This window comes from Saccharothrix tamanrassetensis (assembly GCF_014203665.1).
Taxonomy (GTDB): domain Bacteria; phylum Actinomycetota; class Actinomycetes; order Mycobacteriales; family Pseudonocardiaceae; genus Actinosynnema; species Actinosynnema tamanrassetense.
Window position 1 is genome coordinate 206,508 of sequence record NZ_JACHJN010000011.1, and the last position, 14,418, is coordinate 220,925.

The 14,418-nt window shown below is 71.4% G+C and carries 10 protein-coding genes; 6 read left to right on the top strand and 4 right to left on the bottom strand.

The features are described from left to right. Positions 1–56: 56 nt before the first annotated feature. The 3 genes from FHS29_RS30245 to FHS29_RS30255 all read right to left on the bottom strand — a co-directional run bounded on the left by FHS29_RS30245 (position 57) and on the right by FHS29_RS30255 (position 5,731). Positions 57–2,543: a polynucleotide kinase-phosphatase gene (locus tag FHS29_RS30245; RefSeq protein WP_184696506.1), complete on the bottom strand. Its 2,487-nt coding sequence runs from the start codon at positions 2,541–2,543 to the stop codon at positions 57–59. Further along, the gene (locus tag FHS29_RS30250) at positions 2,543–3,895 is read right to left on the bottom strand and encodes a 3' terminal RNA ribose 2'-O-methyltransferase Hen1 (RefSeq protein WP_184696508.1); all 1,353 of its coding nucleotides are present in this window, start codon (positions 3,893–3,895) and stop codon (positions 2,543–2,545) included. Before FHS29_RS30250 ends, FHS29_RS30245 begins: the two co-directional genes overlap by 1 nt. A gap of 114 nt (positions 3,896–4,009) precedes the next feature. Continuing rightward, positions 4,010–5,731 (bottom strand): glycoside hydrolase family 13 protein, encoded by a 1,722-nt coding sequence (locus FHS29_RS30255; RefSeq protein WP_184696510.1) that lies wholly within the window; start codon positions 5,729–5,731, stop codon positions 4,010–4,012. Positions 5,732–6,023: 292 nt separating this feature from the next. Between FHS29_RS30255 and FHS29_RS30260 the strand changes: the two genes are divergently transcribed. The 3 genes from FHS29_RS30260 (at position 6,024) to FHS29_RS30270 (ending at position 8,634) form a co-directional block, all read left to right on the top strand. Beyond that, complete coding sequence (locus FHS29_RS30260; RefSeq protein ID WP_184696512.1) at positions 6,024–6,593, top strand: snapalysin family zinc-dependent metalloprotease; 570 nt, start codon at positions 6,024–6,026, stop codon at positions 6,591–6,593. A gap of 735 nt (positions 6,594–7,328) precedes the next feature. Then, the gene (locus FHS29_RS30265) at positions 7,329–7,508 is read left to right on the top strand and encodes an RGCVC family protein (protein WP_184696684.1); all 180 of its coding nucleotides are present in this window, start codon (positions 7,329–7,331) and stop codon (positions 7,506–7,508) included. Between the two features lie 277 nt (positions 7,509–7,785). Further along, positions 7,786–8,634 carry a GNAT family N-acetyltransferase gene (locus tag FHS29_RS30270; RefSeq protein WP_184696514.1) on the top strand — a complete coding sequence of 283 codons (849 nt, stop codon included), beginning with the start codon at positions 7,786–7,788 and terminating at the stop codon, positions 8,632–8,634. Positions 8,635–9,225: 591 nt separating this feature from the next. On the opposite strand, the gene FHS29_RS30275 is transcribed toward FHS29_RS30270, so the two are convergent. Then, positions 9,226–10,623 carry a serine hydrolase domain-containing protein gene (locus FHS29_RS30275; RefSeq protein WP_184696516.1) on the bottom strand — a complete coding sequence of 466 codons (1,398 nt, stop codon included), beginning with the start codon at positions 10,621–10,623 and terminating at the stop codon, positions 9,226–9,228. A 246-nt stretch (positions 10,624–10,869) separates the two neighbouring features. On the opposite strand from FHS29_RS30275, the gene FHS29_RS30280 reads away from it, so the two are divergent. Genes FHS29_RS30280 through FHS29_RS30290 form a run of 3 tightly spaced genes read left to right on the top strand, consistent with a single transcriptional unit; the run spans position 10,870 to position 14,344 of the window. Next, entirely contained in the window at positions 10,870–12,336 is a 1,467-nt protein-coding gene (locus tag FHS29_RS30280; RefSeq protein ID WP_184696518.1) for an amidohydrolase family protein, read from the top strand. Between the two features lie 35 nt (positions 12,337–12,371). After that, a complete protein-coding gene (locus FHS29_RS30285) occupies positions 12,372–13,682 on the top strand; it encodes a sensor histidine kinase (RefSeq protein WP_184696520.1) in 1,311 nt (436 codons plus the stop codon). Continuing rightward, a complete protein-coding gene (locus tag FHS29_RS30290) occupies positions 13,679–14,344 on the top strand; it encodes a response regulator (RefSeq protein WP_184696522.1) in 666 nt (221 codons plus the stop codon). Before FHS29_RS30285 ends, FHS29_RS30290 begins: the two co-directional genes overlap by 4 nt. Positions 14,345–14,418 lie beyond the last annotated feature (74 nt).

Below are 14,418 nucleotides of genomic sequence, written 5' to 3' on the forward strand. Positions count from 1 at the left end.
GCTGCGCCGGGTGCCCCGGATGGGGCCACCCGGCGCAGCGCCCGGTGCGGCAGGCCCTACAGCCTCGGGTCCACCGGTTCCGACTCCAGCGCCAGCACGGCGAACACGCACTCGTGCACGCGCCACAGGGGCTCGTCGCGCGCGGCCCGCTCCAGCGCCTCCAGCCCCAGGGCGTACTCGCGCAGGGCCAGCGAGCGCTTGGCGCCCAGGGCCCGGCGGCGCAGGCGGACCAGGTTCTCCGGTTCGGTGTAGTCCGGGCCGTAGACGATGCGCAGGTACTCGCGACCGCGGACCTTGATCCCCGGCTGGACCAGGCCCCGGCGGCCCCGCGTGAGGTTGGCCAGCGGCTTGACGACCATGCCTTCGCCGCCGGCCCCGGTCAGCTCCTCCCACCAGCGGACGCCCTCGGCGACCCGGACCTCGTCGGTGGTGTCGACCACGAGGTGGCGGGTCCGGGTGAAGACCTCGCCGCGGAGGGTCGACAGCACGTCCAGGTGCCACAGGTGGTCCCGGTCGTGGAACGTCCGGCCCCGTGCCGCCAGCAGCTGGAACGGGGCCAGGCGGACACCGGTCAGGCCGTCGGTGGGCCGGCAGTACTTCTGGTACGCGTCGCGGTAGCCGGTGGCGTTGGACAGCCGCGACGTGGTGCGGGCGAGCAGGTCCGCCACGTCCACACCCCGGTCGCGGGTGCGCGCCAGCACGTCCGAGGCGGCGGTGAGGGCGCCGACCGCCGCCGCGCCCACGGGCGCGTACTGGTCCTTGATGAGGCCGGCCGCCTTGGCGTTCCACGGGAGCAGTTCGGCGTCCAGCAGCAGCCAGTCCGTGTCGAAGCGGTCCCACAGCCCGGCGTCGGTCACCGACGCGCGGACGCGTGCCAGGAACTCGTCGGCCAGCGCGCCGTCGAAGAACGGGCGGCCGGTGCGGGTGTGGACCGCGCCGGAGTCCTCGCGCACGAGCACGACGGCGCGCGAGCCCATGTGCTTCTCCTCGCAGATCACCTCGCGCACGCCCGCGTCGCGGTACTCGGCGAACGCGTCCTCGGGGTGCTCCAGCACGTCCGGCCGCTGGGACGTCGCGGTGGGTGCCATCGTCGGCGGCAGGTAGAGCAGCGCGTGCGGGTCGATCGCGAAGCGGCTCATCACCTCCAAGGCCGACGCGGCCTGTTCCGGGCGCACGGCGATCCGGCCCCGGTGGGCCGTGTCGATCACGCGGCGGCCGGTGACGTCGGACAGGGCGAGGACGTCCGGCTCGCGTTCCGGGGTCGCCTCGACCAACGGGCGGACCGGTTCGTACCAGATTTCGTGCGCGGCCACCGACACGACCTCGCGTTCGGGGTAGCGCAGGGCGGTCAGCTTGCCGCCGAACACCACACCGGTGTCCAGGCACATGGTGTTGTTGACCCACTCCACGTCCGGGATCGGCGTGTGTCCATAAAGGACCGTCGCCTTGCCCCGGTACTCGTTGGCCCACGGGTAGCGCACCGGCAGGCCGTACTCGTCGGTCTCGCCGGTCGTGTCGCCGTACAGGGCGAAGCTGCGCACCCGCGCGGAAGCGCGGCCGTGGAAGCGTTCCGGCAGACCGGCGTGCGCCAGCACGAGGGCACCGCCGTCCAGCACGTAGTGCGCCACCAGGCCGTCGCAGAACCGTTCCGCCCGCGCGCGGAACTCCTCCGGTTCCGCCGCCAGCTGCGCCAGCGACTCGGCCAGGCCGTGCTTGACCTGGACGCCGCGGCCGCGCAGCGCGCGCACCAGCTTCTGCTCGTGGTTGCCGCACACCGCGAACGCGTGCCCGTTCTCGACCATGCCCATCACCAGGCGCAGCACGCCGGGCGTGTCCGGCCCCCGGTCGACCAGGTCGCCGACGAACGCCGCCCGACGACCGACCGGCGGCACGGCGTCCACCGCACGGCCCTCGTCGTCCCGCACCAGGTCGTAGCCCAGCGCGACGAGCAGCTCCTCCAGCTCCGCCCGGCAGCCGTGCACGTCGCCGATCACGTCGAACGGCCCGCTCTCGTGGCGCAGGTCGTTGAGCAGCCTCTCCGGCACGATGACCGCGTCGTCCACTTCGGACTGCGTGCGCAGCACGTGCACCCGCTTGAAGCCCTCCTTGGCGAGGAACTTCAACGACTTGCGCAACGCGGCACGGTGCCGGCGCACCACGTGCGGCCCGAAGTCGCGGTCCGGGCGGGAGGCGTTGCGCGCCAGGCACACCTCCTCCGGGGCGTCCAGCACGATCGCCACCGGCAGCACGTTGTGCGCGCGGGCGAGTCCGACCAGGTGGGCGCGGTCGGCGCGCTGCACGTTCGTCGCGTCGACCACGGTGGTGCGGCCGGCGTGCAACCGCTTGCCCGCCACGTAGTGCAGCACGTCGAAGGCCGCGCCGGACGCCGACTGGTCGTTCTCGTCGTCGGCGACCAGCCCGCGGAAGTAGTCGCTGGACAGCACCTGCGTGGGCAGGAAGTGCTTCCGCGCGAACGTGGACTTGCCCGAGCCGGACGCGCCGACCAGCACCACCAGGCACAGGTCCGGGATCTTGAGTTCCATCAGTCGTCGTCCCCCAGGGTGAAGACCGCGAGCTGGGTCGGCGCGCCGCGATCGGCGTCCGCCGGCCCGACAGGCAGGTGGCGGACCGCGTAGCCGCGCCGCTGCGCGACCCCGTCGGCCCACGTGCGGAACTCGGCACGGGTCCACTCGAAGCGGTGGTCCGAGTGCCGGAACTGCCCCGCCGGCAGCGTTTCGAACAGCTCGTTGTACTCGACGTTGGGCGTCGTGACCAGCACGGTGCGCGGGCGGGCGACGACGAACACCGAGTGCTCCAACGCGGGCAGCCGCACCGGGTCCAGGTGCTCCACGACCTCCATCAGCACGGCCGCGTCGTACCCTGCGAGCTCCGGGTCGGCGTAGGTCAGCGAGGACTGGCGCAGCGTCAGCCGGGCCCGCTGCCGGTCACCCATCCGGTCCACGCCGAGCTTGCGCGCCGCGACGTGCAGCGCCTGCGCGGACACGTCGACACCGTGGATCTCGGTGAACCCCGGTTCCGCGAGCAGGGCGCGCAGCAGCGCACCGCCGCCGCAGCCCAGGTCGAGCACCCGCCGCGCACCGGCCTCTTTCAGCTGCGCGACGACGACTTCCCTGCGCTGGACCGCCAGCGAGACACGGGGCTCGGCGAGCGCGTTGTCCAGTTCCTCGGGCTCCACCTCGTCCACGTCGGCGAGCCGGGACAGCGCGGACTGCACCAGCGGGCGGCGGCGCATCAGGTACCGGGTGGTGATCAGCTCGCAGTCGGGGTGGCCGCCCAGCCAGCCCTCTCCGGCACGCAGCAGCTTGTCCACCTCGTCCTCGGCCACGTAGTAGTGCTTGCTGCCGTCGAGCACGGGCAGCAGCACGTACAGGTGCTTGAGGGCGTCGGACAGGGTGAGCGTGCCGGTGAGGGTGACGTCCGCGTAGCGGGAGTCGCCGTGCTCGTCGAGCGCGATCGGCGTGATGTCCGCCGTCCAGCCCAGCGGCGTGAACAGGCGTTCCACCAGGCGGTGCGGCAGCACCGGGATCCGCACGGCGAGCGGGATCGGTGTGCCGGCCAGCTCCTCGCGGCTCTCGCTGCGGCCGTTCATCGCGGTGCGGAACACCGAGCCGAGGGCGACCGTCAGCAGCGAGTTGGCGACGTACGGGCGGTCGTTGACGTACTGGGTGAGGGTGCTGCCGGGACCTCGTACCAGCGCCACGGGGTCGACCTCCAACAGGAGCGCGACGGTGCACTCCTCCTCGTCCGCGCGCGGGTAGAACACGTGCGCGGTGCCCGAGGACGTGGAGAACGACTGCGCCCGCTCGGGATGCTTGTGCAGCAGGTGTCCGAGGTCGGTCGCCGGGCGATGGGTGGTCGTCAAGGTCAACAGCACCCGACCAGTGTGAACGAGTGCGTGCGGTGGCGCGCCCGATTTACGCGCCCCTACGCCGTTCGCAGGAGAGGTGTAGCGAGGGCGGGCGATGAGCCGCACTCGTCCACTGTGGACTCAGTGCATGAAGATGTGCGCTGCCCACGGCTCCAGGGTGATCCTGCCGCTGTCCGCGCGGACCTTGTCGACGTTGGACAGCACCAGGTGCTGCGTCGACCAGTCGCCGTCGACGACGGCGGTCTGCTCCTCACCGGAGAGGTTCGCGACGACCAGCAGCCGCGTGCCGTCCAACGTCCGCTCGTACGCGTAGATGTGCGGGTCGTCGGGCAGCAGCATGTGGAAGTCGCCCAGCGCCACGACGGGGTGCTCGTGCCGCAACCGGATCAGCCGCCGGTAGTGGTGGAACACCGAGCGCGGATCGTCGTACTGCGCCTCGGCGTTGAGCCAGCGGTGGTTGGGGTTGACCGGCATCCACGGCTCGCCCGTGGTGAACCCGGCGTGGCGCCCGGCGTCCCACTGCACGGGGGTGCGGGCGTTGTCCCGCCCCATCGCCCGCAGGCCGCGCAGCACCTCCTCCGGGTCGTGCCCGGCCGCCACCGCCATCCGGTGGTAGTTCAGCGACTCGACGTCCCGCATGTCCTCGACGCTCTCGAACGGCGCGTTCGTCATGCCCAGTTCCTCGCCCTGGTACACGTACGGCGTGCCGCGGTGCAGGTGCAGCACGGTGGCCAGCGCGGTAGCCGACTCCCGCCACCACTTCCCGTCGTCGCCGAACCGCGACACCACCCGGGGCTGGTCGTGGTTGTTCCAGTACAGGCTGTTCCAGCCGACGTCGGCCAGCGCGGTCTGCCAGTGGCCCAGGGACGCCTTGAGGTCGCGCAGGTCCAGCGGCCTCGGGTCGAACTTGCCGGCCGGCCCGTGGTCCAGCGACACGTGCTCGAACTGGAACACCATGTCCAGTTCCCTGCGGGCCGGGTCGGTGAACCGCCGGGCGGCCTCCCACGTGACGCCGGGCATCTCGCCGACGGTCAGGAACTGCCCCTCGCGACCCTCGAACACCTCGCGGTGCATCTCCTGGATGAACTCGTGGATGCGCGGGCCCGTCGCGTAGTGGGGGAACCCGTCGCCGAGCGCACCGAGGCCGGTGGTCGCGCCGTCGGGCAGTGCCGGGTCCTTCGAGATGAGGTTGATGACGTCCATCCGGAAGCCGTCCACGCCCCGGTCCAGCCACCACCGCATCATCGCGTGCACCGCCTGCCGCACCTCGGGGTTCTCCCAGTTGAGGTCGGGCTGCTTGCGGTCGAACAGGCGCAGGTAGTACTCGCCGGTCGTCTCGTCGAGGGTCCACGCGGGGCCGGAGAAGAACGACTCCCAGTTGGTCGGCTCCGCGCCCGGCTCGCCGGGGCGGAACCCCGGCCGGGCCGGACGCCACCAGTACCAGTCCCGTTTCGGGTTGTCCTCGGAGGAGCGGGACTCCACGAACCACGGGTGCTCGTCGGAGGTGTGGTTGACCACCAGGTCCATGATCAGCTTCATGCCGCGCGCGTGCACGTCGGCGAGCAGCCGGTCGAAGTCCTCCAGGGTGCCGAACACCGGGTCGACCGCCTGGTAGTCGGAGATGTCGTAGCCGTTGTCGGCCTGCGGCGAGGCGTACACCGGGGACAGCCAGACCACGTCCACGCCGAGCCGGGACAGGTGGTCCAGCCGCGCGGTGATCCCGGCCAGGTCGCCGATCCCGTCGCCGTCGGAGTCGGCGAAGCTGCGGGGGTACACCTGGTAGACCACGGCGGAGGTCCACCACGGGGCTTCGGTGGCGTTCGCGGTCTGTTCGAGTGCCATGGAAGTCCTTTGCAGACGGTTACCGAACGGCGCCGCCGTCCACCCTACGCAGTGGCCCGGTGTCCGGCAGCAGAAAAGCCGGTGTCCGATTCGCGAACAGCCCTGCCCGCTTCCGGGCCAGCGGGATGGGCCGGACGGTCGCGCCTCCCTCCATCCGGACATCCCAATCCCGGTGTCCGGACCACACAACCCTACGTACGGGTCTGGTCATCCTCCGCTACCCATGGTTACTTGGCTGCGGGAGCCTCCCTGTCACGGGTTCCCTGCTGTTCCCTGCTCAAAGGAGATCACCATGCTCGTGCGAAAGGTCGCGCGTGCCGCCGTACTGGCCCTGGGCCTGCTGTTGCCGCTGGTAGCGGTCACCGCGCCCAGCGCGTCGGCGGCGGAGACCCAGGCGCTGGTGCGCACCCTGTACTACGACACCAGCCAAGCCCAGGAGTTCGTGGCGGACTGGGACAAGGCGGCGGAGAACTGGAACAACTCCGTGGCCAACGTCCGGTTGGTCAAGAAAGGCCCCGGCACCCCGACGAACATCCGGATCTACGCGGACAACGGCTGGCCGCGGGCCATGCCGACGTCCCTGGGCAACGGCACCGTCTACATGGGTCGTCAGGCCGTGCAGATGGGCCACTACCGGCCCCGCATCGCCACCCACGAGATCGGGCACATCCTCGGCCTGCCCGACCGGCGGACCGGGCTGTGCACCGACCTGATGTCGGGCTCCAGCGCCCCGGCGTCGTGCAAGAACGACCTGCCGAACAGCGCGGAGCGCGCCGAGGTCGACCGCAAGTTCCGCGGTCAGCTGGCCTCGGCGGACGTCCGGGCGGCGAGCTACGCCGGAACCGAGTGCTACGTGTACTGAGCGTCGGCTGACGGCCTCGTGAGGCGGCACCCAGCCGCCTCACGAGGCCCCTCCCCCTTGCGACGACCGCGCCGCACACCGTGCCGACGACCCTCCCGCCGGCGTGACCCCGCGCCGGGTACCGGACCGCCTCGGGAACTGCGCACGGCGAGCAGGCCCGGTCCGCGGACCGAAACCCGCTGCTCCCGCACCGAACCCGCCTGGGGGCACCGCGAGGCAGCAGGCGTCCGTCGACCCGTGGACGTCCTCGACGCCGTCATGGGCGTCCTCCCCGCGCTCGATGTCATCCGAGTGGGCGATCGGTGGTGTCCTCCACCGGACGACCCACGGCGACATCGGCAGTCACGGCGACGTCTGGAACGCCGCGCCCGGAGCGCACTCGGCGGAAGAACGGGTGTCCGCGGGGACCGGGCGGGCAGGAGCATTCGAAAGCACCGTAGTCCGGGGTGGGAGCAGGTCACAAGGCGAGTCACCGGTCCGCCGGAGCGGACAACCGGGACGGCGTATCATCAGTGGTACCGAGAGCATTCCGCGCGCCGGCAGTCGAGCCGGCGTCGTCCTCGGCGCACCACGCGCCGGTCGCCGGTCGATCGGAGACGGGAGCACCGACATGACGTCGGGCCCGACCACCCACCTCGCCGCACCCCCGCCACGGGTCGTGCACCGAACCGCGCCACGCGCCAGACCCTCGACCGGGCACGTCGACGGTGGAACCGACCGATACGAGGAGCAGGCATGCAGGCAATCGAGGTGACCGCGGAAACGTCCGGGGTGATCGTGGAACAGCTCACCGAGGGGCAGTGCGCCGCGTGCGCCCACCCGTTGGCCGCGCACGACGCGATCTCGGTGCGCTTCTGCACCGCGACCACCGCCGGGCGGCACGAGCGGGGTTGCGTCTGCCCCGTCGGCAAGTGACCTGACGGCCGCGGCAGTCCGCACGCCGCGGCCGGAGTGGTGGAGTGGGGCATTCGACGGGATCCGCCCCGTCGGCTCGGACGCCGGGGCGTCGGCCGTGGCGCCGCGCAGTGCCGCCGGGCCGACCGTCGGGCCGCGATCCGCGGCCTGCCGGGCTGACATCCGCCGGGCCGGAATCCGCCGCCCGAACGCCTCGTCGGATCCGACGAACGGGCCGACGGCTTTAGGTGTCGTCGGCCAGAGACTCCGTCCGCGCCTGCTCAGCAGGATGACTGCCATGACGGATCTCCTCGCGGACACCGCCTCGCCGCTGCTCGACCGGGCGCGGCGGGACGCGCACGCCGCCGCCGCACGGGCCGGTGTCGTCGTCCGGACCCTGGACACGTTCGCCGAACTCGGTGCCGCGTACGAGCTGTACCGGTCGATCTGGCGGCCGACCGCCGAGCAGACCGCGTTGACCACCGGGATCCTGCGGGCGCTGGCCAAAGCGGGCAACTACGTCGCCGGCGCGTACGCGGGCGACGACCTGGTCGGCATGTCGGTGGGCATGAACGGCCGGCCGGACAACCGGCACCTGCACAGCCACATCGCGGGCGTGTCACCCGCCGTGCAGGGCCGGAGCGTCGGACTGGCGATCAAGCTGCACCAGCGCGCCTGGGCGTTGGCGGCCGGCATCACCACCATCGCCTGGACGTTCGACCCGCTGGTGCGTCGCAACGCCTACTTCAACCTGGCCAAGCTCGGCGCGCGCGCCGAGGGCTACCTCACCGACTTCTACGGTCCGATGGTCGACGCGATCAACGACGGTGACGCCAGCGACCGGCTCCTGGTCGAATGGTCGCTCGCCGAGCCACTGCCCGACCGTCCCACCGATGACCCGCCGGCGCTGCCCGCGCTCATCGTCCACGACACCGCGCCCCGGACCGTGACGTCCGACGCGCCCCTCGTGGTGGTCCCGACCCCGGCCGACATCGAGTCGTTGCGCCGCACCGCACCGGAGACCTCGCGGGCCTGGCGATCGGCGTTGCGCGAGGCACTGACCGCCGAACTGGACGCCGGCTCCACCGTCACCGGATTCGACCGACACGGCAACTACCTGTTGGCGCGGAAGGAAAGCAACGCCTGAAGCTCCGCCTTGCGCCCGCAGCGCACACCTCTGCCGTGCTGTGTGTCATCCCCGTACGGCCTGCGCGCAGCGAACCACGCTTGTCGTGGGGGTGCAAGCACGCTCCACCGCTTGCACCCCCACGACAAGCGTGGTTGTCTTTGACCAGGCCGTACGGGGATGACACACAGCACCACCCGCAAAGCTCGAAGAGCTTTGCCCTCATCCTTGGTGGTCTGCCCGTCCGGCGAGGACGCTCTTCTTCTTTTCTTTCAGCGTGGTCCGGTCGAGAGCGTGGTCGGTGACCACCCTCGGTCGAAGGATCACAAGCGTCCTCGCCGGACGGGCAGGCCTCCAAGGAGGCTTGAAGAACAAAGCAAAGCGTCGTGTTCTCCCCGCATGGCCTGGTCAAAGACAACCACCCTTGTCCTTGGGGCGCAAGCGAAAAGCGTGCTTGCGCCCCAAGGACAAGCGCGGTTCGCTGCGCGCAGGCCATACGGGGAGAACACGAAGACACAGGTGTGTGCGGCGCGCACGGAGCATTGCGCGGCAAGGGCTTTGTGGTCGTGGGTCGGGAGGTCGGGTTCGGCGGCCTGGGTGAGTGGGTTGGGTTCAGTTCGTGATGCGCTTGAACAAGCGGAACATGTAGAGGTACTCGTCGTCACCCTCGGTCAGGTGCGAGAACTCGATGCGAGACCCGTCCATGTCGACCACGAACCGACCGGGTCCGGAGGGGCGTGCTTCACGGCGTGGTTCCGGTGCGCCCTGGGCCGCCGGCGACTTGCTCTCCATGTCCAGGAAGTACCGCCCGTCCTCGTGCGACAGGCTGAACCGCATCATGACCGACTCGTAGCTGCCCACCAGACGGCTTATGTCCGCGCCGTCCTCCATCGCCGGCGACGGGAACGTCAGGCCGAGTTCCGCGCCGATGGCGCTCTCGATCTCCTCGGCGAAACCGCCGCCGCTGTCGGAGTTGGTGAGCACGCAGATCGCGAGACCCAGCTCCGGGAACGTGTGCAGCTTGGCTCTCTGCCCGATGGTGTGCCCGCCGTGCTGCACGGAGGTCACCACGCCGTCACCGCGCGCCCAGTCGGACAGGATCCACCCGAGACCCCACGACTGGTCCACAGTGGACACCTTCGTCAAGTCGACCTGGTGCGTCCGCATGGCCGAGACCGAGGCCGCGGACAGCACGCGCTCCCCGCTGAGCCCCATGCCGTCCCGCAGGTGCATAGCGGAGAACCGCAGCAACGCGTCAGCGGTACCGGTCACCAAGCCGGCCGGGCCGACGGAACGCGGCAGCATCCACTGCGCGGTCGGCACGACGGCCTGCGCGGACTTCGGGTCGGGATTCGCCAGGTGTCCCACCGCCGTGCGGAACAGCGGCGCGTCCTTGGCCCTGGTGATGAGGTGCGTCAACCCCAACGGACGGGCGATGCGAGTGGCGATCGCGTCGTCCCAAGCCGTGCCCCGCAGCACTTCCACGATCCGGCCGGCCACCACGAAGCCCGCGTTGCAGTAGCTCAGCGGCCCGCCGGGACGGGTGGTGCTCGCGGCACCGACCAGCGAGGCGACGTACTTCGCCACGCAGTCGTCGTTGTCCCCGGTGTCGGTGAAGATGTCGCCGTCGATCCCGCTGGTGTGGGTCAACAGGTGCCGCACGGTGATGGCGGCGGTGTGCTCGGGGTCCGCGATGGCGAACTCGGGCAGCACGTCCACAACCCGCGTGTCCAGGGTCAGCAGGCCCTCGTCCACCAGTTGCATGATCAGCGTCGCGGTCCACACCTTGCTGATGGAACCGTACTGGAACAACGTGTCCTCGGTGACCGGGACGCCGGTACCCAGGCTCGTCACGCCGGAGACCATCACCCGGATGTCGGCCTCGCCGTCCGGACCGAGGGCCAGCACGCCGACCTGCACGCCGGGCACGTCGTGCCGGATCGCCAGGATGTCCAGCCGTTCCTGCCACTCGGGAGTTGCGAGCAGGCCCGCGGGCAGTGCGGTGCTCATGGTGTCCCCTTCCCTGTCCACGAAGTCCGTTGCGGCGTCGGTGGCCACGGGCCGGTCCTCTCGTCGGCGATGTGCGAAGAGTCTGGCCGCCTCCGACCGGCCGGTCATCGGACATCGCGACCGATTCCGCCGCTCCCGTTCGTCGGATCGCACGAGGCGTGCTTCATCAACTACTACCAACCCGGACGGCTGGTGTTGTGCAGAACGACGAAGAACGCTCCGGGCCGTTCGTGGTGGACTGGCAGCATGCTGCTGCTGCGCGGAGGCCGGGTCGTCGATCCGGGCACAGGACTGGACCAGGTCGCGGACGTGCTGGTGCGGGACGGCAGGATCGCCGCCGTCGGCCCGGACCTGGCCGCCCCGGACGCCACCACCGTCGATGTCACCGGTCGGATCGTCGGCCCCGGTTTCATCGACCTGCACAGCCACGTGCACAGCGTCGCGGGTCACCGCCTCCAGGCCATGGACGGCGTCACGACGGCCCTGGACCTGGAGTCCGGTCTCAACCCCGTCGACCGCGCCTACGCCGAGGCCGCCGCCGCGGGTCGTCCGCTCAACTACGGCTTCTCGGCGTCCTGGGGCGCCGCGCGGGCGCAGGTGCTGCTGGGCGTGGAGCCGGACGCCGACTTCTTCAGCGGCCTGAAGCTGCTGGACGACCCGCGCTGGCAACGATCGTCGTCGCGGGCCGAACTGCGCGCCTGGCTGGCCGTGCTGGAACGCGAGATCGCGGCCGGCGCGCTGGGCATCGGCGTGCTGCTCGGCTACGCGCCCCGGACCGACCCCGCCGAGTTCCTGGCCATGGCGGAGCTGTCCGCACGGGCCGACGCGCCGATGTACACGCACGTCCGCGAGTTGGTGGAGGCCGACCCCACCACGCCGGTCGACGGCTCTTCCGAGGTCGTCCGGGCCGCCGTGGAGACCGGCGCGCCGATGCACCACTGCCACGTCAACAGCACGTCCGGCCGACACGTCGACCGGGTCCTGGGGATGCTCGCGAAGACCCGCGCCGAGGGATCCCGGGTGACCGTGGAGTGCTACCCGTACGGGGCCGGGAGCACCGGCATCGGCGCGTTCTTCCTGGCCCCCGAACGGCTCCCGGCGTGGAACATCGGGCCGCGGCACATCATGATGGTCGAGACCGGCGAGCGGCTCGCCGACCTGGCGAGGCTGCGCGAACTGCGGGAGACCGATCCGGGGGCGCTGTGCGTGGTGTCGTTCCTGGACGAGGAAGACCCGGCCGACTTCGCGTTGCTGCAGCGGTCGCTGGCGTTCCCGGATTCGATCGTGGCCAGCGACGCGATGCCCGTCACGTGGGGCAGTGCCCACGAGAGCCACGAGTGGCCGCTGCCGCCCGACGGCCGCACCCACCCGCGCACCGCGGGCACGTACGCGAAGTCACTGCGGCTGATGGTCCGCGAGTCCGGCACGTGGTCCTGGCTCGACGCGTTCCGCCGCTGCTCCTACCTGCCCGCGCGGGTCGTGGACGCGATCGCGCCGGCGGCTCGGGCGAAGGGCCACCTCGGCGTGGGCGCGGACGCCGACATCGTGGTGCTGGACCCCGACACGATCACCGACACGGCCACCTACCTGGACCCGACCAGGCCGTCCACCGGCGTCGACCACCTGCTGGTGGGCGGCACGTTCGTGGTGCGCGACGGCGAGCTGCGGACCGACGCGTTCCCCGGCAGGCCGGTGCGCGGCGAACCCGCCTGAGCCGACGCCGGGCGAGCGCGCGCTACGTTCTGGGCATGACAACCGCCGTACCCGACGACGGGTCGTGTCCGGACGGTCACGCCGAGCCGCTGTGGAGCGAGTGGCGACGGCCCCGGCCGACTGCCGCGCAGCAGCGGCACGACATCTGGTCGGGGCTGGCCGTCACGGCGAGTGCCGTGGTGATGACCGTGCTGGTGAACAGCATGGGCGTGTTCGCGAGCGGTGTCGCACCGCACCTGGCGGAGCAGTTCGCGTGGAGCGTCGCGGTGACCCTGCCGCTGGTGCTGCGGCGGCGGTTCCCGTCGACCGTGCTGCTCGTGGTCAGCGTGCTGTTCATCGCCGGGCAGGCGAGGCAGGTCGCCGACAACCTGGTGCCGTCGATCGCGCTGTTCATCGCCTTGTACAGCGTGGGCGCGTGGGCGCAGGACCGGACGGCCGCGCGGCGCGTGCGGCTGGGCGTGATCGCGGTCATGTTCTGCTGGCTCGCGTACGGGCTCGTGCGGTTGCTGGTGCACAACGCCCCGCCGTTCGAGAACGCGGCCGGGCCGTTGGACCCGATGCTCGCGTCGGTGCTCTACGGCATCGTGTTCAACCTGCTGTTCTTCCTGTCCGCGTACTTCTTCGGCGGCATGGCGTGGCTGTCCGCCCGCCGACAGGCCGAGCTGGCGCACCGCGCGGAACAGCTGCGGCGGTCCCAGGAGCAGAACACGCGGGGCGCGATCGTCGCCGAACGGGTGCGCATCGCGCGGGACCTGCACGACGTGGTGGCGCACCACGTGTCGGTGATGGGCGTCCAGGCGGGCGCGGCGCGCCGCGTGCTGGACCGCGACCGCGAGTTGACGCGCGAGGCGTTGCGGACCATCGAGGACACCGCGCGCACCGCGATCGGCGAGTTGCGCGGCCTGCTGGGCGTCCTGCGCGCCGAACCGTCCGACGACGTCCTGGACGTCCGCGACGGCGAGACCTCGTCCCCCGGGCTCGACCAGCTGCCCGAACTCGCGACGATGGCCGAACGGGCAGGCGTGGCGGTGGATCACGGAATCTACGGCGACCCGCGGCCGATACCCGAGGGTGTCGCGCTGTCCGCGTACCGGGTCGTCCAGGAGTCTCTGACGAACGTCGTCAAGCACGCGGGCGCGCGCAGAGCCGACGTGCGCGTGCGGTTCCTGGAAACGTCGCTGGAGATCGAGGTCTCCGACGACGGCCGCGGCCGGACCGGTAGGCCCGAACGCAGCGGGTTCGGCCTCGTGGGCATGCGTGAACGGGTCGCGGTGCACGGCGGCGAACTCGAAGCCGGACCCCGGCGCGACGGCGGCTACCTGGTCCGTGCGAGGTTTCCGGCATGACTCTGCGCGTGGTGCTCGCCGACGACCAGGACCTCGTGCGCGCCGGCTTCCGGGTCATCCTCGGCACCGAGGAGGACATCGACGTGGTCGGCGAGGCGCGGGACGGGCTGGAAGCCGTGGCCGTGGTCGGCCGGCTCCGGCCCGACGTGGTGCTCATGGACGTCCAGATGCCCGGCGTGGACGGCCTGGAGGCCACCCGCCGCATCCTCGGCCCGGCCGGGGCGGACCACCCGATCAAGGTGGTCATCCTCACCACGTTCGACCGGGAGGACTACCTGTTCGAGGCGCTGCGGGCGGGCGCGAGCGGGTTCCTGCTCAAGAACTCGTCCCCGGAGGACCTGGTCGAGTCCATCCGGATCGTGGCCCGCGGCGACGCCCTGCTCTCACCCGAGGTCACCCGCCGGGTCATCGCCCGCTTCGGCACCCCGTCCCCGTCGACGCCGTCCCGCCGCCCGCCGGAGCTGACCGACCGCGAGTTCGAGGTGCTGGTGCACCTGGCGCGCGGCGCGAGCAACGCCGAGATCGCCACCGCCCTGTACCTGGGCGAGACGACGGTGAAGACGCACGTGTCGCGCATCCTCGCCAAGCTGTCCCTCCGCGACCGGACGCACGCCGTGGTGTTCGCCTACGAGCACGGGATCGTCGCACCGGGACGGTCGTAGGGTCCTCCTCGCGGAGGACCCGCGGAGTCGATCGCGCGCCGGACGTGGCGGACCGGTCCGCCGCATAGCGTTCC

Excerpts from the sequence above, each read along its gene's own strand:
- FHS29_RS30245 (WP_184696506.1), bottom strand. The coding sequence starts at position 2,543 with ATGGAACTCAAGATCCCGGACCTGTGCCTGGTGGTGCTGGTCGGCGCG.
- FHS29_RS30255 (WP_184696510.1), bottom strand. The coding sequence starts at position 5,731 with ATGGCACTCGAACAGACCGCGAACGCCACCGAAGCCCCGTGGTGGACC.
- FHS29_RS30260 (WP_184696512.1), top strand. The coding sequence starts at position 6,024 with ATGCTCGTGCGAAAGGTCGCGCGTGCCGCCGTACTGGCCCTGGGCCTG.
- FHS29_RS30265 (WP_184696684.1), top strand. The coding sequence starts at position 7,329 with ATGCAGGCAATCGAGGTGACCGCGGAAACGTCCGGGGTGATCGTGGAA.
- FHS29_RS30270 (WP_184696514.1), top strand. The coding sequence starts at position 7,786 with ATGACGGATCTCCTCGCGGACACCGCCTCGCCGCTGCTCGACCGGGCG.
- FHS29_RS30275 (WP_184696516.1), bottom strand. The coding sequence starts at position 10,623 with ATGAGCACCGCACTGCCCGCGGGCCTGCTCGCAACTCCCGAGTGGCAG.
- FHS29_RS30280 (WP_184696518.1), top strand. The coding sequence starts at position 10,870 with ATGCTGCTGCTGCGCGGAGGCCGGGTCGTCGATCCGGGCACAGGACTG.
- FHS29_RS30285 (WP_184696520.1), top strand. The coding sequence starts at position 12,372 with ATGACAACCGCCGTACCCGACGACGGGTCGTGTCCGGACGGTCACGCC.
- FHS29_RS30290 (WP_184696522.1), top strand. The coding sequence starts at position 13,679 with ATGACTCTGCGCGTGGTGCTCGCCGACGACCAGGACCTCGTGCGCGCC.